The 23,558-nt window shown below is 32.4% G+C and carries 23 protein-coding genes; 16 read left to right on the forward strand and 7 right to left on the reverse strand.

The genetic code is table 11. The annotated features are described in order from the left end of the window. The first annotated feature begins 21 nt into the window (after nucleotides 1-21). From rlmD to AC15TD_RS08565, 5 genes are all read left to right on the forward strand, one after another. Nucleotides 22-1,431 carry a 23S rRNA (uracil(1939)-C(5))-methyltransferase RlmD gene (rlmD, locus tag AC15TD_RS08545; protein ID WP_484451721.1) on the forward strand — a complete coding sequence of 470 codons (1,410 nt, stop codon included), beginning with the start codon at nucleotides 22-24 and terminating at the stop codon, nucleotides 1,429-1,431. Between the two features lie 35 nt (nucleotides 1,432-1,466). Further along, entirely contained in the window at nucleotides 1,467-2,009 is a 543-nt protein-coding gene (locus AC15TD_RS08550; RefSeq protein WP_484451722.1) for a DUF6452 family protein, read from the forward strand. After that, on the forward strand, nucleotides 1,975-2,706 hold the full coding sequence (locus AC15TD_RS08555) for a DUF6048 family protein (RefSeq protein ID WP_484451723.1): 732 nt from the start codon (nucleotides 1,975-1,977) through the stop codon (nucleotides 2,704-2,706). The genes AC15TD_RS08550 and AC15TD_RS08555 overlap by 35 nt, the downstream gene beginning before the upstream one ends. Nucleotides 2,707-2,866: 160 nt before the next feature. Then, complete coding sequence (locus AC15TD_RS08560; protein ID WP_484451724.1) at nucleotides 2,867-4,072, forward strand: acyltransferase family protein; 1,206 nt, start codon at nucleotides 2,867-2,869, stop codon at nucleotides 4,070-4,072. 240 nt (nucleotides 4,073-4,312) lie between these two features. Then, a complete protein-coding gene (locus AC15TD_RS08565) occupies nucleotides 4,313-4,600 on the forward strand; it encodes a hypothetical protein (protein ID WP_484451725.1) in 288 nt (95 codons plus the stop codon). 340 nt (nucleotides 4,601-4,940) lie between these two features. Here the strand turns inward: AC15TD_RS08565 and AC15TD_RS08570 are convergent, their stop codons facing one another. Then, on the reverse strand, nucleotides 4,941-5,120 hold the full coding sequence (locus AC15TD_RS08570) for a hypothetical protein (RefSeq protein WP_484451726.1): 180 nt from the start codon (nucleotides 5,118-5,120) through the stop codon (nucleotides 4,941-4,943). 238 nt (nucleotides 5,121-5,358) lie between these two features. Between AC15TD_RS08570 and AC15TD_RS08575 the strand changes: the two genes are divergently transcribed. The 3 genes from AC15TD_RS08575 (at nucleotide 5,359) to AC15TD_RS08585 (ending at nucleotide 8,799) form a co-directional block, all read left to right on the forward strand. Beyond that, entirely contained in the window at nucleotides 5,359-7,149 is a 1,791-nt protein-coding gene (locus AC15TD_RS08575) for a M61 family metallopeptidase (protein ID WP_484451727.1), read from the forward strand. A gap of 435 nt (nucleotides 7,150-7,584) precedes the next feature. After that, entirely contained in the window at nucleotides 7,585-8,043 is a 459-nt protein-coding gene (locus AC15TD_RS08580) for a hypothetical protein (RefSeq protein WP_484451728.1), read from the forward strand. Between the two features lie 6 nt (nucleotides 8,044-8,049). Continuing rightward, entirely contained in the window at nucleotides 8,050-8,799 is a 750-nt protein-coding gene (locus AC15TD_RS08585; protein ID WP_484451729.1) for a DUF6090 family protein, read from the forward strand. Between the two features lie 117 nt (nucleotides 8,800-8,916). On the opposite strand, the gene AC15TD_RS08590 is transcribed toward AC15TD_RS08585, so the two are convergent. Next, a complete protein-coding gene (locus AC15TD_RS08590) occupies nucleotides 8,917-10,074 on the reverse strand; it encodes a THUMP domain-containing class I SAM-dependent RNA methyltransferase (RefSeq protein ID WP_484451730.1) in 1,158 nt (385 codons plus the stop codon). 233 nt (nucleotides 10,075-10,307) lie between these two features. On the opposite strand from AC15TD_RS08590, the gene AC15TD_RS08595 reads away from it, so the two are divergent. Genes AC15TD_RS08595 through AC15TD_RS08605 form a run of 3 tightly spaced genes read left to right on the forward strand, consistent with a single transcriptional unit; the run spans nucleotide 10,308 to nucleotide 12,155 of the window. Then, a complete protein-coding gene (locus AC15TD_RS08595; protein WP_484451731.1) occupies nucleotides 10,308-11,039 on the forward strand; it encodes a class I SAM-dependent methyltransferase in 732 nt (243 codons plus the stop codon). Nucleotides 11,040-11,045: 6 nt separating this feature from the next. Further along, nucleotides 11,046-11,717, forward strand: a complete 672-nt coding sequence (locus tag AC15TD_RS08600; protein ID WP_484451732.1) for a ZIP family metal transporter — start codon at nucleotides 11,046-11,048, stop codon at nucleotides 11,715-11,717. Between the two features lie 9 nt (nucleotides 11,718-11,726). Further along, nucleotides 11,727-12,155: a DUF4268 domain-containing protein gene (locus tag AC15TD_RS08605; protein ID WP_484451733.1), complete on the forward strand. Its 429-nt coding sequence runs from the start codon at nucleotides 11,727-11,729 to the stop codon at nucleotides 12,153-12,155. Nucleotides 12,156-12,158: 3 nt separating this feature from the next. Here the strand turns inward: AC15TD_RS08605 and AC15TD_RS08610 are convergent, their stop codons facing one another. The 5 genes from AC15TD_RS08610 to AC15TD_RS08630 all read right to left on the reverse strand — a co-directional run bounded on the left by AC15TD_RS08610 (nucleotide 12,159) and on the right by AC15TD_RS08630 (nucleotide 18,731). Further along, a complete protein-coding gene (locus AC15TD_RS08610) occupies nucleotides 12,159-12,650 on the reverse strand; it encodes a GNAT family N-acetyltransferase (RefSeq protein WP_484451734.1) in 492 nt (163 codons plus the stop codon). Nucleotides 12,651-12,671: 21 nt separating this feature from the next. Then, a complete protein-coding gene (gene trhA, locus AC15TD_RS08615) occupies nucleotides 12,672-13,295 on the reverse strand; it encodes a PAQR family membrane homeostasis protein TrhA (RefSeq protein ID WP_484451735.1) in 624 nt (207 codons plus the stop codon). A gap of 8 nt (nucleotides 13,296-13,303) precedes the next feature. Further along, nucleotides 13,304-13,978: a DUF4294 domain-containing protein gene (locus tag AC15TD_RS08620; protein ID WP_484451736.1), complete on the reverse strand. Its 675-nt coding sequence runs from the start codon at nucleotides 13,976-13,978 to the stop codon at nucleotides 13,304-13,306. A 177-nt stretch (nucleotides 13,979-14,155) separates the two neighbouring features. Beyond that, entirely contained in the window at nucleotides 14,156-17,812 is a 3,657-nt protein-coding gene (locus tag AC15TD_RS08625) for an ABC transporter permease/M1 family aminopeptidase (RefSeq protein ID WP_484451737.1), read from the reverse strand. A 34-nt stretch (nucleotides 17,813-17,846) separates the two neighbouring features. Next, nucleotides 17,847-18,731: an ABC transporter ATP-binding protein gene (locus AC15TD_RS08630; protein ID WP_484451738.1), complete on the reverse strand. Its 885-nt coding sequence runs from the start codon at nucleotides 18,729-18,731 to the stop codon at nucleotides 17,847-17,849. A gap of 144 nt (nucleotides 18,732-18,875) precedes the next feature. On the opposite strand from AC15TD_RS08630, the gene AC15TD_RS08635 reads away from it, so the two are divergent. From AC15TD_RS08635 to accC, 5 genes are all read left to right on the forward strand, one after another. Beyond that, nucleotides 18,876-19,964 carry a M42 family metallopeptidase gene (locus AC15TD_RS08635; RefSeq protein ID WP_484451739.1) on the forward strand — a complete coding sequence of 363 codons (1,089 nt, stop codon included), beginning with the start codon at nucleotides 18,876-18,878 and terminating at the stop codon, nucleotides 19,962-19,964. Nucleotides 19,965-20,071: 107 nt separating this feature from the next. Further along, nucleotides 20,072-20,623, forward strand: a complete 552-nt coding sequence (locus AC15TD_RS08640; protein ID WP_484451740.1) for an NUDIX hydrolase — start codon at nucleotides 20,072-20,074, stop codon at nucleotides 20,621-20,623. Nucleotides 20,624-20,719: 96 nt separating this feature from the next. After that, entirely contained in the window at nucleotides 20,720-21,199 is a 480-nt protein-coding gene (locus AC15TD_RS08645; RefSeq protein ID WP_484451741.1) for an acyl-CoA carboxylase biotin carboxyl carrier protein subunit, read from the forward strand. Nucleotides 21,200-21,227: 28 nt separating this feature from the next. Then, nucleotides 21,228-22,052 (forward strand): glycoside hydrolase family 16 protein, encoded by an 825-nt coding sequence (locus AC15TD_RS08650; protein ID WP_484451742.1) that lies wholly within the window; start codon nucleotides 21,228-21,230, stop codon nucleotides 22,050-22,052. A 63-nt stretch (nucleotides 22,053-22,115) separates the two neighbouring features. Next, entirely contained in the window at nucleotides 22,116-23,558 is a 1,443-nt protein-coding gene (gene accC / locus AC15TD_RS08655) for an acetyl-CoA carboxylase biotin carboxylase subunit (RefSeq protein ID WP_484451743.1), read from the forward strand.

Raw genomic sequence — 23,558 nt, forward strand, 5'->3', positions numbered from 1 at the left:
GAAAAAAATTACTTTTGCAGCATGTCTAGAAGAACAAAAAAACAAGTTTTTAAAAATATTGAGGTTATTGATGCAGGTGCTAAAGGAAAAACCATAGCAAAAGCCCCGGACGGAAAGGTTATTTTTTTATCCAATGCTGTGCCTGGCGATGTTGTTGATGTACAAACTTTTAAAAAGCGCAAGGCGTATTATGAGGGGAAGGCCATTGAATTTCTTAAGCTTTCTGAAAAGCGAACAGAGCCTGAATGCGAACATTTTGGTGTTTGCGGAGGTTGCAAATGGCAAGACATGGCTTATGAACATCAACTCTATTACAAGCAAAAGGAAGTACTTAATAACTTAACCAGAATTGGACACATCGAATTACCAGAAGCGACACCTATTTTAGGTTGTGAAAAACAATATTTTTATAGAAATAAAATGGAGTTTTCGTTTAGTGATTCTCGCTGGTTGACCGTAGAAGAAATTCAGTCTGATGAAGACTTGGGTGATAAAAATGCACTAGGGTTTCATATACCTGGCATGTGGGATAAAATACTCGACTTAAAAACATGCCATTTACAGGAAGATCCATCCAATGCTATTCGCAATGCTGTGAAGCAATTTGCCATAAACAATAAACTTGAATTTTTCAACACACGTAATCAAACCGGATTTTTACGCACCATGATGATTCGCACCTCTAGTATTGGTGATATTATGGTGATGATTCAATTTTATAAAGAAGACAAAGTGAAACGCGAATTATTATTAGATTTTATTGCTGCAGAATTTCCACAGATAACATCCTTACAATATGTGATTAATGGTAAAGCCAATGATACTATTTACGACCAGTTAGTTATTTGCTACAAAGGTTCAGATCATATTTTTGAAGAGATGGAAGGCTTAAAGTTTAAAATAAATGCTAAATCTTTTTATCAAACTAACTCTAACCAAGCTTATGAGCTTTATAAAATCACCAGGGATTTTGCCGGATTAACAGGTGATGAATTAGTGTATGATTTGTATACCGGGACCGGTACAATTGCACAATTTATTGCCAAACGAGCAAGGAGAGTGGTTGGTGTTGAAGCTGTGCCGGATGCTATTATTGCCGCTAAAGAGAATGCACAATTAAACGGTATTAAAAACGTTGAATTCTTTGTTGGTGATATGAAACAGGTGTTTAACAATGAGTTTATATCGGCCCACGGGCAACCAGATATCATCATTACAGACCCACCACGTGACGGTATGCACAAAGATGTGGTTGAACAAATATTAAATATAGCCCCGAAAAAAGTGGTTTATGTAAGTTGTAATAGCGCAACCCAAGCGAGAGATTTAGCTTTAATGAATCATTTATACAAGGTTATAAAAACGCAGGCAGTTGATATGTTTCCTCAAACGTTTCATGTAGAAAATGTTGTACTTTTGAAGAAACGTTGAGAATAAAACAATGAATTTTTTAGTATTAAGATTAAATGAAATATTATAAATTATTAGCCATACTTTTTGGAATTATCACCATTTTTTCAATGGGTTGTGAGCCAGATGATATTTGTCCTGCAAGTACACCAACAACCCCTAGTTTGATTATAAGATTCTATGATATTTCCATACCTGAAAATAAAAAAAATGTCTTTAAGTTTCGCATTCAAGGTGTAGATAATGACAACCCTTTAACCGATTACAATGTTGTAACTGCCGATTCTATCGTTCTGCCCTTGAAAACTGGTGATTTTTCTACTCAGTATAAACTTCATCAAGAATACGCTTATAAGGATAATAATACACCAGACGACAATACTGATGACACCATTGAGGGCAATGAAGATATTATTACCATAAATTATACCACTGAGGAGGTCTATGTATCAAGAGCCTGTGGTTACAAAACCATTTATAAAAATGTGACCCTTACCATAGAATCTGACACCGACAATTGGATTCAATCAAAAGAATCATTAAACGATAACCAATCTGTAGAAGATGAGACATCAGCACATTTCAAGTTATTTCATTAGTCTATTAATATTAATGCTGTTTTGTGTATCATCATATGCCCAAAATGACAGCATTGTAAGTCCGGTTAATGACTCGTTAAAAGTAAAGCTAAAATACGGGCTTAGAATTGGCGGTGATGTTGGAAAACTCATTCGTTCTTTTACTGATGATGATTACACTGGTTTTGAAGTAAATGCCGATTACCGAATAAAAAAAGCGTTGTATATAGCAGCCGAATTAGGGATAGAGGAAAAAATAACCACCAATGATTATTTAGATGTCACCACGAGCGGTACGTATTTAAAAGCTGGTATAGACTATAATCTTTACAAAAACTGGTTAGATATGGATAATATGATTTACACTGGTTTTCGTGTAGGAGCATCCGCTTTTAGTCAAAATATTAATAGTTATGCTATTTATAATACAGATCAATATTGGTCTCCACAATTTACGTCTTCGGAGTCTCAAAAATTCAATGATTTAACAGCTTTTTGGATTGAACTGATTATCGGTATTAAAGTAGAACTTGTTAATAATCTTTATTTAGGTTTAAACGCTCAACTTAAGGGTTTAGTTAGTGAAACTGTTCCTGTAGGCTTTGAAAATATCTACATTCCTGGATTTAACAAAACCTATGATAGTAGTGGTATTGGCGTAGGATATGGCTATACCATTTCATACTTAATTCCGCTTTACAAAAAGGATAAAAATTAATTATTCAAGACATATTCCTCGTTTTTATAATTTTTTTGTTTTAAATCAGAATAAGGGGTTGTAGATATAGATAAATTTTTATTTCGAACTTTTTTAGCTAAATAATCTTTATTTACTATTTTAGTAAAAAATTATACTAACCGAAACCAACCAACCAACCATGAATCCACAAAAAACGGAGCGTCTTCACGCTTTAGATTCCTTAAGAGCCATTATGATGATGCTGGGCATTGTTTTACATTCGGCAAATACCTATGTTATTGCAGATTATGGCGCCTCTTGGCCATTGAAGGATCCCAACAGTACTGGACTGCTTTTAGATTGGATATCGAGTTTCGTTCATGCTTTTAGAATGCCCATCTTCTTTGTTGTAGCTGGTTTTTTCGCCTCACTCCTCTTTCATGAAAGGTCTTCTGCGAAAATGATAAAAAATAGAGTCAACCGTATATTAATACCATTTATTGCTTTTGTAGTAGTTCTATGGCCGTTGGTAAGGATAAGTTTTAGCTATTCGAATGTTGTTTTTACTCTAGGAAGTAATCCTTTATCAATCTCTTTAGCTGCGTTTTCTGAGCCATCTGCCTTTATTCCTCAACATACAATGCACCTTTGGTTTTTGTATTATTTAGTCATGTTTTCTATTACTTCATTTTTGGTGGGATTAGCTTTTAAAAAACTGCCTTGGTTTACATCTAAATCTAGTCAATTAGTAAGTTTTATTATCCAACGTCCGTTATTAAAAATAGTCGTGTTTTCGGTCATTACCTTTTTACTGTTGTTAACAATGAATCGCACTTGGGTTGCAACATCATTAAGCTTTACTCCAGATTTTAACACCTTTATTTTTTATGCCTTCTTTTATTTCTTTGGATGGGTACTATTCAAATCAAAATCGTTATTAAGTAGTTTTATGACTTATGATTGGGCTTTTACCATTTTAGGCTTAATCCTATTTACAGTCTACTTTTTAATGGATACGAGTACCTTATCATTACAAGTGATTATGGTTATAAAGTCAGTAAATGTATGGCTATTTATATTTGGTTTTACGGGACTTTTTATTAGGTATGCCAGTACACATTCGGCTATCATGCGCTATGTTTCAGATTCATCCTATTGGGTTTATTTATTGCATTTACCCTTAACAGCCTTACTGCCTGGTTTCTTAATGGGGTTTGTAGCTCCAGCATTTGTTAAGTTTTTAATAGTAATGCTAGGCACTGCGTTTGTTTGCTTTGTAACCTACCATTATCTGGTAAGAAACACCTTTATTGGTAAATTCCTAAACGGCAGACGCTATTCGAGAAAATTAAAGGATATTAGTGTTCAAAAACATAATGTACCGCAGGTTCAAACAGCTAATTAAAAGGTTGATTGTTGTATTTCAATAAAAAATACAGGAGTCTTACGGTTTTTTTTTGAGTAGTAGTAATTTCTATAGATTTTAAGCAAAACAAGCCCATTTGTGCCATTATTTTTACGAAAGTTGGTTTTTGTCAGAAACATAAAACCCAAGATATACGACCTATCATTACTAATAGTGGCCTAGTAAAACCTGAAATGAATGCATCTTCAAAGGTGTATGACTTTAAAATAAATAAATATTATGGGAAAAAATAAAAGACTAATTCCAATCCTCATCATTATACCTCTAATTTTGCTGATTCCATTAATTGCGATGCAATTGTCAACAGAAGTAAATTGGTCATTATTAGACTTCCTTGTTATGGGAGCGTTATTACTTGGCGTTGGATTAATGTTTGAAGTTGTATTGAGGAAAGTTCCAAAGAAGAATAATCGTATAGTGCTCATAGCGGTAATACTTATTGTATTCTTACTTATTTGGGCGGAACTAGCAGTTGGAATATTCGGAACTCCATTTGCAGGCTCTTAATACAGTTAAATAAGAACGCATAGTATTTATAATTAATCGCTTGGTTCAAGCCTGCTTGCAAAAACCCTAGATTTCCCACTGGTTCGTTCCATTTTTGGTAAGTTAGCTACTCAGACGCGCAACTACCTTTAAACGTAAGCATAACAAAAAAAATCTATTTAAATACTTGCATTTTTTGTTACCTGCATACATAGAGTATTTTGCGAAACGTTCTTATGAATGAGAAACGATTGAAATAATCTCTAAAACAATAATTCCAAATTCTCTTTCATACTCACAACAAAAAGATTGTTTCGCTTCATTGCATGACGCACGCAATAATCCATACTATAAATGCATTTTATCCCCCTTGTAAGGTGTCAGCACCATCCAATAAACCGACCAATTCATGTGGGTTATGGATTAACACGGGAAGATGTTGCGGACAAATATAAAATTCACTGTCTTTATGATAAAATTTAGTAACAGGTGTTTCCATGGATGTTTTTTTACACACAATACACACTTTAGATTGACTCATAATTTTATGTTTTAATTATATAACAAAACTATTATTATAATTTCTTATTAAACCTAATATTGGTCATACTTTAATCGTATTATTAAAAATAAAGTTGATAACTGCTAATAAATACCCTTACGTGCGTATTGTTTTTTTTTATATAAATTCTAACTTAGCTTATCGCTTAATAAAATTATTTAAATGATTTTATATCTAAGACTTTGCCGACGAATAAGAGACCTTTAAAAAATATATTATGCTTAAAATAATCATCCTATCTCTCATTTCTTTCAGTATTTATGGGCAAAAAAATGCTTTTGTCTACGAAGTTGACCTCACAAACAAAAACGATGCCTTTAATGTAACACTAACAGTTCCAAAATTATCGCAAATAGATGACGTGTATAGTTTTGTTTCGTATGCTCCTGGAGTGCATCAACCTTTAGATTTTGGTCGATTCATCAAAATGTTCAAAGTTTATGATGAATCCGGAAACGAACTCTTAACTAATAAAATTTCTATTAACGATTTTAGAATTCTTGAACCAACGAAGGTTTCTAAAATCATATATGAAATTGACGATTCCTTTGATATGAGTACAGCGTATCACCCGATATACCCCATGAGTGGAACCGGAATTAATGATGACTATATTATTCTTAACACGCATGGTGTTTTCGGCTATTTTAAAAATTTTAAAAACACCCCAATAAAATTAAAAATTAAGCTGGAAGGAACACAAAAAATTGGTACTGCTCTAAATATGGGTGATAATGGTTATTATGAGATAGAATCATATTACCATTTAACAGATTCTCCCGTATTAATTGGAAATAAATTATCCTACGCGTATACAACGATTGATAGTATTCAAGTTGACGTATATGTGCATTCGCCTTCTGGCGAAATTACTGCTCAAATGGTCCTTGATCAAGCCTTAGATATTCTTGATGCAGCAGAAAAATTTATAGGGTTTTCTCCTGTAGACAGATACACATTTTTGATGTATTTTGCTTCGCAAAAAGATATTCAAGATATGCCCGTGTTTCAAAGCGGAGGCGCATTAGAGCATTCTTTAAGTTCTACCTATGCCTTACCAGATATGCCTCAATATTTGCCGTTACTTAAAAATGTAATTGCACATGAGTTTATGCACATTCTAAGTCCGCTTAACCTTCACAGCGAAGTATTAGCTAATTTTGATTATTCCAACCCGGTCTCAGAAGATCAACATGTATGGCTGTATGAAGGTGTCACTGAATGGGTTTCTTACATCATGCAGGTTAAAGCCGGAATAGAGACTCCACAAGACTATTTAAATTATTTATCTGAAAAGGCAAATTATAGTGAAAATTATGACACCAAATATAGTCTTGCACGCATTAGTCGCGAATGGTCTACTGATGAAGGCAATAAACAATATGGAAATATTTATCAGTTGGGGGCACTTACTGCAGCAATGCTCGATATTAAACTGTTACAGCTTTCAAATGGGAATAAGGGATTACGTGGATTATACCTTGATTTAATAAAAAAATATGGTAAAGAAACGCCATTTGATAATGCCACATTTTTCGACACACTGGTTAATATGACCTATCCAGAGATAGGAGATTTTGTTGATAATCACATCAAAAATAATACGCCATTTGATTTCGAAAAAGAAATGAAACCGTTTGGTATTAAGTATTATAAAAAACGACCTAACCCTGACCATCTTCCTACCATGGGATTAACTATCAGACCCGGCGCTAACAATCAACCCACAGTAGTGTCAATGTCTTCGGACTATTTGGGTGCAAAAGTTCAAATAGGAGATATTATTACTCACATTAATAGTACGGAATTGAATGAATCGACTTATCAAAACCTGTTTGAGAGTATCACAAAAATGAAAATTGGTGATAATTACCAACTGGATATAATAAGAAATGGAAAAGAGATGAAAATAACTGAAAATTTATATGCCAAATATGATAGAAATGTATTCGAGTTTGATAAGGATGCTTCTAATGAAGCTATAGCACTGAGGAACAAAGCAATTTGAATCGTGACCAATCATTTTTATTTAACCCGTAACATATTGCTAACAATGTATAACATTACTTTGCACTTCTTTTCGTTACTAAAATTTGATTAATTTTATCACACGTCATTGCGAAAGAGGAACGATTGAAGCAATCTCATAGATAGTAACTCAAAGTAATTTACGCATAATGCACACTTTAGTATGCCCCATAACCATATAGGTTTTAAAGGAACTACAAAGCTTTCCTTCTTTTTTTGTATAAAAACTAATATTCGTCATACTTCCATCGTATTATTAAAAATAAAGTTGATAAATGCTAATAAATACACATAATTGCGTCTTGCTTTTTTTGTATGAAAATTCTAACTTCGCTTATCATATGATAAAATCAATTAAAACAAATTTTATCCGATTGTTATGTTTCATTATGACCAACTAAAAGACTAAAAATAAATGAACTTAGAAAATATAGTATTAATAAGTGAACTGTTAGCTTCAATTGCTGTTGTTATTACGTTGGTTTATTTAGCGAAACAAGTAAGACAGAGTACTCGTGTAAATAGAGCAGCATCAAGACATTCACTATCCCATTTTGCATTAGAATTAACAAAATTTAGAGCAGAACATTCAGATCGTTGGGAGAAAGTAATGAAAGAAAAGGAGTTAAGTGATGGCGATATAGAGTTTAGAAATTGGAACCATATGATGCTTTTGCTTCACGCGGAAACGAATTATCATCACCATAAGTTGAAACTCATGCCAGACAATCATTGGAATAATTATGCGAAATTTATCCTATCTGCTTTGGATTCATCTGGTTTTAAAGATTATTGGAACCTGGTAGGTTTTGCTTTTTCAGAAGATTTTTCTGAATGGATGAATAAAATATTTTCAGGATCAAAAGCGCAATAATACCAAATGATTAAATTCTTTAGAAAAATTCGCCAAAAACTACTCTCTGAAAATAAATTCAGTAAATATTTTATTTATGCAATAGGAGAAATCATTCTTGTAGTTATCGGAATTTTGATTGCATTACAAGTAAATAATTGGAATGAAGAAAGAAAATCCAACATTGAAACTAATAAAATCAGGGAAGAATTAAATGCCGAGTTTTACAATAATCGAATCGTTTTAAATGAGAGAATCAAAGATTTAAAGATTGCCAATAGCAATGTTAGAATCGTATTGAGTTTAATAAACAAAGAAAAGACAAAACTTCAAGATGTTAATATTGATAGTATACTCAGTAAGTCTTTAAAATACGGAAATTATAATCCAGCCAATAATACGATTAATGAATTAATAAGTTCTGGAAAGCTGGGACTGATTAAAAATAATTCTATAAAAGAAAATCTATTTAATTGGCTACAATTAATCGAAGATGCTGATGAGGATTTTAAAAATCAGGATTTACAAGCTACTACCCTTCTAATTCCATATTTATACAAAAATGTTTCGATGAAAAACTTAAACACTTATAACAATATGGGAGTTGATGAAAGATCGGAACTTATCAACGATAGTTATTACAAAGTTTTTAACGACTTGGAATTTGAGAATTTATACCAAGGAAAATTGTTTTGGAATTCAATTATGCTAAATCATTACAAAGAATTGGATACATTAGCTTTAGAAATAATTAAACGAACAGAAAATAAAAAATAACAAAAGACAAACTTAAGACGTAAAAAATTCATTGCTATAGTTGGCTAAGCATAAGGAAAATTATAACTGATATTTCCGCAACGACATCATACACAAACACGATAAATGTAAAAAAATTTAATTCATATACTTCCCCTTTTTACTACCTTCATACATCACGTATTTCACCAAACGGGCCTCCAGCTTAGCATTGTATAACTGTATTTTTCTTGAAGGTCTTAAACCAACATGCTTTAAGGCTTCAAGATTACTGGTAATAAACCAAGCGTCCGTACCTGGGTAGTTTTGCTTTAAGGTATCCCCAATGTTTTTATAAAGGGTTTCCATATCAATATCTAAACGTTCCCCATAGGGCGGGTTAAATACCATATGTAATTTATCGTCGCCACCTTTTTGGGTTTTAAAAAAATCTTCGTGCTTTATCTCTATAAAATCATCTAACTGCGCGTTTTTAACATTCTCTTTGGCTTTGGCAACTGCACTTGGCGCTTTGTCATACCCAATAATTTTATGATGGAAATCGCGCGTTTTACCAAGCAATGACTCTTCAATTTTTTCAAACAATTCTACATCCCAATCCTGCCAACGTTCAAAAGCAAATTCCTTACGCATTAAATTGGGTGGAATATTACAAGCAATCATAGCGGCTTCAATAGGTATAGTACCGCTACCACACATAGGGTCCATAAAATCCGACTGTCCGTCCCAACCAGACATCATAATAATTCCTGCCGCCAACACTTCATTAATCGGCGCAATATTAGTGGCAATTTTATAGCCACGTTTATGTAAAGAGTCTCCAGACGAATCTAGAGAAATAGTACATTGTTTTCTATCTATGTGCACATTCACTTTTAAGTCGGGGAATTTTAAATCGACATCTGGTCGTTCTCCGGTTTGCTCTCTAAACCTATCAACAATAGCGTCTTTGGCTTTTTGGGCAATGTATAGTGAATGTGAAAACAAATCAGAGTGAATGGTAGCATCGATAGCCAAAGTGCCACTGGATTTTAAATAATGTTCCCATGGCATCTCTTTAATTTTATTGTATAAATCTTGTTCGCCTGTTACTCTAAACGTCTCAATAGGTTTTAAAATTTTTATAGCTGTACGCAAGCCTAAATTTGCCTTATACATAAAACCTTTATCACCCGAGAAACTAACGTTACGAACACCTGTTTTTACCTCTAGTGCCCCTAGTTGTGTAAGCTCTTTTGCTAATAATTCTTCAAAGCCAAATAAGGTCTTGGCTACCATTGTAAAATTTTTCTCCATTATTAATCGTAAATAGATTACAAAAATAGTTTAATTTTGCGGCAATCTAAATGTTTATTAGGAATTAGGTTAAGGGTTGAAGCGGCATCCTTTTTTGTGCAAATATCAAATTTGATGATAACTTAATTTGTATGTTAATAGAAAATTTGATGAGATACTAAAACTAGTCTAGCACAAGAAAGATATAGCGGAAAACCTGACCACGCCAAAGCGTGGGAACCCAAAAAAAAAGTATGACAAAAGATAGTGCGCAATGGTTTTCTTCGTGGTTTGACACACCATTTTACCATATACTTTACAAAGATAGAGATGATGCTGAGGCACACGTATTTATGGATACACTTACTCAATATTTAAATATCCCTGAAGGTGGGACTATTTTGGATTTAGCTTGTGGAAAAGGTAGACATTCTGTGTATTTAAATACCTTAGGGTATGATGTAACAGGTGCTGATTTGTCCGAAAATAGTATTGAGTTTGCCGAACAGTTTGAAAATGAACATTTGCGTTTTAAAGTTCATGATATGTGTAAACCATTTAACAAACGGTTTGATGCCGTTTTTAACTTGTTTACTAGTTTTGGTTATTTTGAAAATGATGCCGATAATTTGAGTACCATAAGAGCTATTAAAGCTGATTTAAATGAAACAGGGTTCGCGGTTATTGACTTTATGAATTCTAACTATGTGATTGAAAATTTGGTGCATGAAGAGATGAAAGTGATTGATAATATTACCTTTTTTTTAAAACGCTCTGTTGATAATGGCTATATTGTAAAAGAGATAGAGTTTGTGCATGAAGATAAAAATTATAAATTTCAAGAACGTGTAAGGGCTTTTACTCTATCTGATTTTGAAGAGTTATTTGAAAAAGCTGGGGTACACTTACTTGATATCTTTGGTGATTATAAATTAAATAAATATAACCCTAAAACGTCTGAACGTTTAGTGTTAATTTTTAAATAATCTGGTATGTTGAATATTATACTTCCAATATTGAGTGTGCTACTAGGCTTTTTTGTGGTAGTGGTTTTAAAACCGTCTCAACGGAAAAACTTAAAGCTTTTATTAGCATTTAGTGGCTCGTTTTTATTATCTATTACCGTTTTTGATTTTTTACCAGAGGTTTACCAAAACAACGATAAATCTATTGGATTGTTTATTATGATTGGTATTTTACTCCAAATCATTTTGGAGTTCTTCTCAAAAGGTGCCGAACACGGACATGTGCATCTAAACAAGGAAAGTACGTTGTTTCCGTGGTTGCTATTTATAAGTTTAAGTATTCATTCCATTTTGGAAGGCATTCCTATAGAAGCACATCATAATTTAATTTATGGCATTATAGTCCATAAATTACCCATTGCTATTATTTTATCGACGTACTTTTTAGCGTCTGAATTAAGTAAAAATAAGATTGCGTTCTTTTTGATTTTATTTGCTGTTATGACGCCATTAGGAGTCTTACTTTCATCAAATTTTGAAATTATTCAAGTATATTATTATGAAATTTCTGCCATTGTAATTGGTATCTTTTTACATATTTCTACGACCATTTTGTTTGAAAGTAATGAAAATCATAAATTTAATTTAACCAAGCTTATTACCATTATAGTGGCGGTGGCTATTGCCTATTTTATTTAAACAATTTATATGTTTAGTAAAGAAGAATCTAGAATTTTAAGACATGAATTTTGGACTAGTTATGGAAAATCATTTCCCAGAAAATGGATATTATATGACACCAAAATTAAAGGGTTTAGCTTCAAGTTTCATTTTGATACTAAATCAGCTTTAGTGGCTTTAGACCTAGAAGATGATCTTGAAAACCGTATTAAATACTGGGATAAACTGCAATCTTTGCAGTCTATTTTAAAAGAAGCGTATCTTCCTAATACTATTTTTAAAGAGGAGTATTTTTTAGATAATAAAAAAGAAATCTCAAGAATTTATGTTCCCTTAGAACAAAAGGTTTCTATTCATAATAAAAACACTTGGGGTGATGTTATGGAGTTCTTCAACAAGAACATGATACTTTTTGAAAGTTTTTTTGAAGACTACAGAGATTTTTTAGAAGATTAAAACTTATAAAATCTTCTCCATTTTATAATCGTCCATTACAAAGCCATTACCAATATCAGTCACCATCTCTCCTACCCTTTTAAAGCCCATAGTTTCATAAGCGGCAATAGACTTTACATTATACTTGTTAACCCCTAAGGTAATAGATTCACAATGTTGCTCTATAGCTTTCTTTGCGACAAACTCAATGGCTGTTTTACCAATTTTTCGTCCTCTATACTTCTTCAGAATATAAATCTTACTCAAATACAAACTGTTTTCTTGTTTTATAACAGAGAGATAACCAATCAATTGATTATTAAAGTACAGCATAAAATATTGGTAACCATCTGTAAATTGTAAATACATCGCTTCAGCCGATTGGAAATTTTTAAGCATATATTCTACTTGCTCAATTCCAATAATTGTCACATAATGTTCACGCCAAATTATATTAGCCAGTATTTCAATATCTTTAAAATGTTCTTTGGTAGAAGCTTTTACTATATCTGTCATAATTTATTAAACAATTATATGCTAAATAACATTGAGAAAAATCATAAAAAAATGACAGATGGCACCTGCCAATACAAAAAGATGCCATATTACATGATTATAAGGAATACGGTGGATTGCGTAGAAAACAATTCCAACCGTATAGGCCATTCCACCAGCAAACAACCATAAAATACCATTACCAAAAGCATCAGATAGATTTGAGAAATCAAAAATAATGAGCCAACCCATTACCAAATAGAGTAAGGTTGAAAATACTTCAAATTTTCCTGTAAAAAATAACTTTAAAATAACTCCAAACGCCGCAATACCCCAAACAACCCAAAACAAGGTCCACCCCATACTCTGTTCTAAAGTAATAAGCAAAACAGGCGTATACGTACCAGCAATTAATAGATAAATACTTATGTGATCTATAATACGGAAATAGTGTTTCTTTTTCTCGCTCTTTACCGAGTGGTATAACGTCGAGGCTGAAAACAAAACAATGATAGAAATACCATAAATAATCACGCTAAATAAACTCCATGGTGTTTTGTTTGTATCAAAAACAATAAGTAAAACCAATGCTGCAATGCCCAAAACAGCTCCTAAAGCATGCGTTATGGCATTTAATTTTTCTTCAAATTGTGATTGCATGCTCATAAGAGATCTTAAGGTTCTTTACGATTTAACCATTTATCTGTTAAGTCATAAAAGTTATATTCATTTTTAGCTTTTTGACGTTCTAAAACACCGCTCATAAAATTACGTTGTAAAATATCTTCAATTAAATAATCTTCTTTAACGTTTAAGGGATCGAATCCTTTTTTTAAGGATAAATCAAACATGCTGGCCGTGGTATTAAACCAAAAGGCACTCCATCCACTTCTGAGTTCTTTTACCAAATCGAAAGTAGTTTCTCCTGTTTGTCTGTGAATAAGTTTAATAAGAATTTGACCTTCGGTTCGAGAGAATTTTTTAAGTTTTTCTGAAAACTCTCCTTCAATATATTTTTGAATAATCTTGGTGTAGCGCCTTTTTTCTCCTTTCGTTTTTAATTTTTCTAACCTGATATTTAGAGAATCTAATCGGTCTGCTGCCATTTTAGCATACGGATACACTTTAATTGTTTTTCGTCTTAAAATTAAATAACGCATTCTGTCAGCTTTACTATCAAACTTTAATCGATTAAGTAAATAAACTTCTTCAAGATTTATGGTTTCTCTTGGTATAGAATCGCCTTTAACAATATAATAATCATAATCTGTTGAATCCTTTTCAACGGTTTTTTCTTGGGAAAAAAGAAACAGTGGAATAAAAATGAATATGTAGGTTAAATGATTCATGTATAACGTAGTCCTAAAAATATTTATTCAAAATTAATAAATTACATGCTTTAAAAACTTATAATTTAAATTATTATTGTCATGCTTCTAAAGACTAAATATCTTAAACATAACTAAAAAAAGCACTCAAAAACATGTTATGTTATTGAGTGCTTTAATGCAATAAACAAGCCACTTTTATAGCTCGCGTCTATTATCTTCTGAATTGGTATCTATCAACTTATTATAAGGGTCTACACCTACTTCATTTGGCTTTTTATCAACTATAAGGGTAATCTTATTATTAATAGACGTGATCTTATGTTTCTTTAAATACAATTCTTTTTCTTTCTTCTTACCATCGACTTCCTCATCCGTAAATACGCCAATATCAATATAATCCCGTAATGGAACCGACAGCTCTGGTTTTTTCATATTTTCTGTTTGATAACTGATAGTATCACCTTCTTTTAAGCCATAGTATTTTCTACCTTGTTCATTATTTCGGTATTTGCTTACATTAAATTCAATATCTACTTGATATTTACCATTGTCTAATTCCTTAGAAGATACATCAACTATTCGGTTTGAATACAAGGTCATAGTTTCAAACATATCATGAATTACGTATTGTAAACTATCTGGAGTTACTTGCTTAATATAATTAACCATTTCTAAAGATGTTGTATAAGGCGGCTCTTGAAATTTTACTTTATCAACATATTGTTTTAACGCACCGTTTAAAGCCTCTTCACCTATATAATCACTCAATGCATAAAACACTAAAGAGCCTTTTTGATAACGTATATAACCTTGTCCGTCATTGTACATTAATGGTTTCTCCCGCTTACTCTCAAAAGTTCGTTGCGTTAAATAATCATCTAGAGCTTTCTTTAAAAACTGTCTCATTTCAGTCTTTCCACGTTCATGTTCTAAAACTTTAAGAGAGACATATTCTGATAAACTTTCAGACAACATAGTGGCTCCAAGAACATCGGCACCAATTACTTGATGTGCCCACCACTGGTGAGCCACTTCATGAACTGTGATAGCAAACGGATAATCGATACCTGTGTCGTCTGAATCATCAACATCGGCTATAAAACCAACAGCTTCTGAATACGGAATGGTATTAGGAAAGGATTGTGCAAAACTTCCTGCCGTTCTAGGAAACTCAATAATACGGGCTTGCTTATGCTGATACGGACTGAAGTTTTTAGAATTATAGTCTAATGATGCTTTCATGCCTTTCAGCATTCTATCTAAATTAAACTCGTGGCCTTCGTGATAGTAAATTTCTAAATTCACATCTTGCCATTTATCTTTTTTCACTTCATATCTCGCTGAATTAAACGCATAGAAATTTAAAATTTTACTATCCATTTTATAATGGAAATAGCGTCTGTTATCTTGGGTCCATTCTTTCAGCAAATAACCTGGTGCAATGGCTATTTGATCGTCTGATGTACTCACAGTTGTTTCAAAATCAATCCAGTCGGAATCCTTTGAAATATAGGTATTGCCTAAAGCTGTAGAATCTGTTGGTGATGGTTTTAAATCATTTTCAGGTAAGTCATACTTCTTTCTAACTTCATTATCTTGTAACTCCGAACCACTGCTATATCCTAATGAAGGAAACATTTGAAAGTTATTGATAAATGTTCCATTTTCTATAACCGGTGTATTTTTACGCAACCATGTGTTTTCTTTATTATGAACTGTAAAACGTAATTCTAAAGAATCTCCTGGCATTAACGCCTCTTTTAGTTTATAGATGTTGAAATTATAAACGGTGTCCTTTAAAACCAAATCATTAGACTTGCTAAATTTAAAAGTACTTGGATAATCGTTATAGTTTAAAAACAAACTATCAATGGCCACCTTAGTTTTATTAACCATTATATAAGTTCCGTTAGCATCAAAATTGAGCTCCTTTGGAAAAATATTTACATTACAGTTAACGGCTACAATTCTTGGTTGATTCGCATTTTCATACTTCTTATATGTCTTCTCCCAAGTAACGGCTTGTAATTCTCTTTCTTTTGATGAGGTGCGCTCATTAACGATATTGTTTTCGTAATAAATAGTAAACCCTAAACTCAAAAATACCACCAAACAAACTACAAAACTAATTAACACAAACCCTTTAAAACGCGATTTTGCTATAGAAAATCGTTCTTTAAACGAATACGGCAAACCTCTTACCCAAAACAATGCAGACAGACATAATAGTATTAATCCACAAAAAAACCAATATAGTCTATGCATCATATAAGGTGTGAAAGACGTCCCGTAACCATTCATGTCTGAATACTGAAAACCTGGTGCTTGATTGTATTTAAAAATAGCTTGTTCAATTCCTGCTGCAGATAAAAATGGAAGACCTATTGAAATAATGAGTAAAACAAACAACCCTAAAAATGGATTGCCAATAAGTATTTGTATAAACAACGATAAAAAAGCCCAAATAACAAACCCAATAAAGTTTAATATATATAACTCGTACAAATAATGACCAATTTCAAAATTATAATAACCGTTATAAATTTGAATTATCATACCGCCAATCATAATTACTAAAAGCAACAAAAACTGCATTTTTAGCAAGGCAAATAATTTAGATAACAATAAGGCCCAATTAGGTATTGGTGTCACATCAACCAAATGATTCATATGATCAATCTTACCCCTATGCACCAACATGCCAGCGTATAAAAATGTAAGGATATTTATAAACAAAGAAAAACTATTACCTGGTATTAAAAGCATTTGCCATGTTACTGGTAATGTTTTAGTGCCAAACAATTCTCCTAAGGCCGTGGCCGATATTAAAATAAAAATTAATCCAACAAGTACAATACTAATAAAAGGCCAACTTTTAACTATATATTTTAAATCGATATTTGATAATCTCCATGTGGTTTTTAAATTCTGAATAAATGAAAAATCAAAATCAACCTTCGGTAAATTTATCCTAGTAATACCTCCAAAATTACTTTTTGTAGAACGTTCTCCTTTTGTTTTTCTCAAGGAAAATGTCAACGCGTTTTGACTAAATGAAAAATACTTAAAGACGAAGCCAAAGATCATAGATGCAACGCCTAACCATATTAAACGATTATAAACAATAATGCCTTTCACAGGTGGCATCATTTCATTTTGTTCGGCTACTGTCCAATACCGCGTATAATAATTGGCGGCTAGTTCACCAAACGGATCGATAAGTGCTGAAATTAAGCGGTTTTCAGGGTCTGATAATAAATTACCAACAATACCTTGAATTAATAATAAAAGTACAACGGTTATAAACCCTGCTGAAATATTTCGAGTAAAAGTCACTACGGCGAAAACAATAGAACCAAATAAAAATATATTCGGTATAATATAAACAGTATAGGCTTGCAAATAGGCCATTACAATAAAAGGCCCCACAATATCTTGATTGGTTCCTGGAAATCTAAACCCTAGAATCATTCCAAGTACAATCACTAAAGTTATCACAATAACGATTGTTATCCCCGATAGAAATTTGGCAAAAAGATAATTAGCCTTTGAAAACGGATAGGAATATAAAATAGTATGCATTTCACTTTTATAATCTCTATAGATAGTTACCCCAATAATAGACGGAAACAAAAAGAAAATAAAGGTGGTTAGGGCATTAAATAAACCGATAACACTAATAGGTGAATTCACTATTTTTGAAGAACCTGTTGTAACCGTAAGAAAATCAAAAACGCCTGCAGCACTTGCTGAAAGAAATAATGACAGTATTAAAAATATTGCCATATAAATATAAAATGCTGGTTTTTTAAACCAATATTTTAATTCGTGAACATATATTGTTGAAAACATGAATGTATTTTTAAGTTATAAAAAAGGTAAAAAACTAAATAAGAATAGGTTCTTCTTTTAAAGCAATAAAATACACGTCATCTAATTGTGGGTTTGCTTCTATAAAATCATCTGAAGGTTTCTCTAAGGCATGAACTCTTATGTTCAATGAATTATCTTGATTGTAATTTGAAGAAAGCACTTTGTAAGTAACCTCCATACTTTCTAGCGCGTCACGCTCAATAACTTTCGTCCAAATTTGTCCTTTAATCTCTTCTGTAGCTTCTATTGGTGTGATATGCTTTAAAATTTGCCCACCGTTTAAAATAGCCATTTCATTACATAATTCTTTAACATCATCTACAATATGCGTTGAAAAAATAACAGTACAATTGGTTCCTACTTCACGCAATATGTTAAGAAATCTATTACGCTCTGCTGGATCTAAACCCGCTGTTGGTTCATCAACAATAATTAATTTCGGATTATTAAGTAATAACTGAGCAATCCCAAATCGCTGTTTCATCCCACCAGAATATCCTGCAACATCTTTTTTTCTTACATCGTATAAATTGGTTATTTCTAATACTTCTTTTACTAATTTCTCCCTATCACTTTTCGATTTAACACCTTTAAGTGTTGCAAAATAATCCAATAAATCTTCAGCAGACATTTTTGGATAAACACCAAATGATTGTGGTAAATACCCTAATATTTTACGCAACGCCATTTTATCTTCAAGTACATTAATGTCTCCAAACGTAATAGTGCCAGAATCTGGACTCTGCAAGGTTGCTATCGTTCTCATTAAAGACGATTTTCCGGCGCCATTTGGCCCTAGCAGCCCAAACATGCCTTTTCCTATTTCTATATTTAAATCATCAATGGCTTTGACACCATTTTTGTACGTTTTGGTTAAATTTTTAATGATTAGCTTCATTCTTATGGTTTTGTAATGTTAGTTATTGGTTAGTTGGTGTTAAAATTGTCAAATTTGTTACAAAATATTAAATAATGACTAGTAATAACTAAATAAATCATACTATTTTTACAAAAGTTAATAAAATAAAAACCTCGATATAACATGTCTAAAAAATCAATTTTAAACAAAAAGTCAATGGCTTTTTTAGAAGCCTATTTAAATAATGCAGCACCTACGGGTTATGAATGGAATGGTCAAAAATTATGGATGGATTATTTAAAACCATATGTTGATGAATTTATTACGGATACCTATGGAACGGCAGTAGGGATTATTAACCCTAAAGCAAAATACAAGGTTGTTATTGAAGGGCATGCTGATGAAATATCTTGGTATGTGAATTATATATCTGATAACGGATTGATATATGTAATTAGAAACGGTGGAAGTGACCATCAAATAGCGCCAAGTAAAATTGTTAATATTCATACTAAAAATAGCATCGTAAAAGGTGTTTTTGGCTGGCCTGCTATCCACACAAGAGATAAGGCAAAAGAAGAAGCGCCAAAGCCTGAAAATATTACGATTGACGTAGGTGCAAAAGATAAAGACGAAGTTTTAAAAATGGGCATTCATGTAGGCTGCGTAATTACGTATCCTGATGAATTTCATATTCTTAATGGCGATAAATTTGTGTGTCGTGCCTTAGATAACCGTATGGGTGGATTTATGATTGCTGAAGTTGCGCGTCTTCTGAAAGAAAACAATAAAACGTTACCTTTTGGCCTATATATTACAAATTCGGTTCAGGAAGAAATTGGGTTGCGAGGTGCTGAAATGATTACAAACACCATAAAGCCTAATGTGGCTATTGTGACTGATGTTACTCATGATACGACGACACCAATGATTGAAAGAAAAAAAGAAGGTCATTTAGAAATGGGGTTAGGTCCTGTTGTGGCTTATGCGCCAGCTGTTCAACAAAAACTGAGAGATCTTATTACAGAAACCGCCGAAGAAAAGAAAATTCCTTTTCAACGTTCCGCCTTATCTCGTGCTACAGGAACCGATACCGATGCTTTTGCGTATAGTAATGGTGGCGTAGCATCAGCGCTTATTTCATTACCTTTACGATACATGCATACAACCGTAGAAATGGTTCATAAAGATGATGTAGAAAATGTGATAAAATTAATTTACGAAACCCTTTTAAACATTAAAGACGGAGAAACCTTTAGTTACTTTAAATAAAAAATAAATAAAACGTCATTGCGAAACCATTAGGTTATGGCAATCTATTTAATTTTAAGCAGATAACCGGGCCCTTACATTTTTCGTAATGACGTTTATGAATCATAATGGACGAATACATTGATATTGTTACTCAAGACGGCAAACCAACTGGAAAATCTGAATTAAAGTCTATAATTCACCTAAAAGGTTTTTATCATAATACGGCACATATCTGGTTGTATAACAAAGATGGTAACATTTTATTAGCGCAACGCGATGCCAATAAATCAATTTGTCCCTTATTGTGGGATGTTTCTGTTGCCGGACATATTGATTCAGGAGAATTAATTATTCAAGGAGCCATTCGAGAAGTGAAAGAAGAAATTAACTTAGAACTTGTCCCTAATGATTTAAAAAAAATTGGTATTTTTAAATGTTTTCAATCGTATCCATCTGGTATTAAAGATAATGAGTTTCATCATACCTATATAGCAGAATTAAAAGTCTCAATTTCAGAATTAACTCCTCAAATTGGAGAAGTTGAATCTCTAAAATTAGTGTCGTTTGAAACCTTTAAAACACTTTTAGACAACATTAGAGAAAACAACAATCACTTTGTACCAAGTAATAAAACCTATTATGATTTTGTATTAAAAGCTATTATGTGCTCAATGTAAGTTCTATAGACTTAAGTAAATTTAATTTCACTAGCTATAGCTTCTGTTTTTATCATTTTAATCTTTATATTTATGTCAAACTAAACTCTTTTTTACATGAATTTTAAAGTAAAAGTAAACGCTTCGGAAGCATTAAATATTTGCTCAAAAGACCTTTCAAATCTTGATGCTGTTAAAATTTCAGACACCGCGTATCATATTCTTTACAATAATACATCGTATCACGCTCAAATTGCCGACTCAAATTTCCTTGATAAATCATATAAAGTAATAGTTAATAATAATACATTTAATATTAACATTTTTAACGATCTAGATTTACTAATAAAAGATATGGGTTTTTCTTTAGGATCAACCAAGCATATCGATTTCATTAAAGCACCAATGCCAGGATTAATTTTAGAAATTAATATAAAAGTTGGTCAAGAAGTGAAAGAAGATGACCCCTTACTTATTCTGGAAGCTATGAAAATGGAAAATGTGTTGTCCTCGCCTCGCCAAGGCATCATAAAATATATAGCTGTAAAAAAAGGTGATGCCGTAGATAAGAATGCCTTATTAATTGAATTTGAATAACTAATTAAAAAACTAAACTTCTGTTTTAATGATGTTTAAGCACAGATATCCTTTTCTTCTATCCATATTTTTGAGTCTTTTACTGGTATCGGCATGTAAAATCAAAAAACATTCTAAAAATGAATCAGAACAGTATGAATTAGTTTGGTCTGACGAGTTTGATGGTAACAGCATAAATCTAGATAATTGGTCGTTCGTTTTATGGGACGAGGGAAGAGTTAATAACGAGTGGCAAAAATATGTAGAAAATAGAGATAATTATAAAGTCGAAAACGGCATCTTATCAATTACGGCCACAAAAACAGGTGGCAATATAAAAGGTGGTTATGAATCTACACGTTTATCAAGTCAAGGCAAGAATGAATTCAAATACGGCAGAATAGAGTTTAGAGCAAAAATGCCAACGGGTAGAGGTACCTGGCCGGCACTATGGATGTTGGGTTCTAATCATGACGAAGTAGGATGGCCAAGATGTGGTGAAATAGATATTATGGAATATGTTGGTTATGAACCTAATACCACCAACTCAAATATTCATACCCAAAACGATTATGGGTATACAAACAACAAAGCGACTTTAAATTTAAAAACAGCAGAAGAAGCATTTCATATGTATGGAATCATCTGGACTAAAGATGCTATTAACTTTTATTTAGACCATCCGAAGAATATTAAAAACACCTATTATCCACAAGAAAAAAATAAAGATAATTGGGCTTATAGTCAACCGTTTTATTTGATTATGAATTTAGCCGTTGGTGGAAATTGGGGCGGAAAACAAGGTGTAGACGGAACTATTTGGCCACAATCAATGCTTGTGGATTATGTTAGAGTCTATCAATTAAAAGATTAAACATATCATTATAGATATACCCTTGAAAATACAATCTTTTCATTTTAAAAAAAGTTTAATTAAATGATAAAAATATTAATTGCAAATCGTGGTGAGATAGCTATTAGAGTTATGAAAACAGCTCAAAAAATGGGCATCAAGACTGTTGCAGTTTTCTCAACTGCAGATAGGAACTCACCCCATGTTAAATTTGCTAATGAAGCAGTTTGTATTGGTGAACCCCCATCAAATCAATCCTATTTAAGGGGTGATAAAATCATTGAAGTAGCAAAAAAATTAGATGTTGATGCTATTCATCCTGGTTATGGTTTCTTAAGCGAAAATGCTGATTTTGCTGAGTTATGTGAACAAAACAATATTGTATTTATTGGACCACGTTCAAAAGCTATCAAAATTATGGGAAGTAAATTAGCAGCTAAGGATGCCGTTAAAAAATATAATATCCCAATGGTTCCCGGAATTGACGAATCGATAACGGATGTTTCAAAAGCAAAAAAAATAGCAAAAGATATAGGGTTTCCTGTTTTAATAAAAGCATCAGCTGGTGGTGGCGGAAAAGGTATGCGGATTGTTGAAAAAGAAAGTGATTTAGAATCTCAAATGAATCGCGCTATCAGTGAAGCAACATCTGCATTTGGTGATGGATCTGTTTTTATTGAAAAATATGTCACGTCCCCCAGACATATTGAAATTCAAATTATGGCAGACAGCCACGGTAATATTTTACATTTCTTTGAACGCGAATGCAGTATACAAAGACGCCACCAAAAAGTAGTTGAAGAAGCTCCTTCATCAGTCTTAACACCAGAATTAAGGAAAAAAATGGGAGATGCTGCCATTAAAGTCGCTAAATCATGTGATTATCTAGGTGCTGGAACCGTTGAGTTTTTACTAGATGCCGATCATAACTTCTATTTTTTAGAGATGAACACACGGTTACAAGTAGAACATCCTGTTTCTGAAATTATTGCAAATGTAGACCTCGTTGAACTTCAAATTCGTATTGCCCGTGGTGAGGCTTTACACATGAAACAAGAGGATTTAAAGATTCATGGCCATGCTCTAGAACTACGTGTGTATGCTGAAGATTCTTTAAATGACTTCCTTCCCAGTGTTGGTCATCTTGATACTTATAAACTACCTGTTGGTGATGGCATAAGGGTTGATAATGGTTTTGAAGAAGGTATGGATATTCCCATCTATTATGACCCAATGCTTTCTAAATTAATCACGTTTGGGAAATCACGTGAAGAGGCGATTCAAGTAATGATTAAAGCCATTAGCGAATATCATGTTGAAGGCGTACAAACAACACTTCCATTTGGTAAATATGTTTTTGAACATGAAGCCTTTCGTTCAGGCAATTTCGATACCAATTTTGTAAAAAAACATTATGCCCCTGAAATTTTAAAGAAACAGTCTGAAATTGAAGCAAAAATTGCTGCTGTCATAGCCATTAAACAATATCTAGAAGATCAAAAATTAGTACGTCTTCCAAATCAATAA

Source organism: Yeosuana sp. (genome assembly GCF_057126245.1).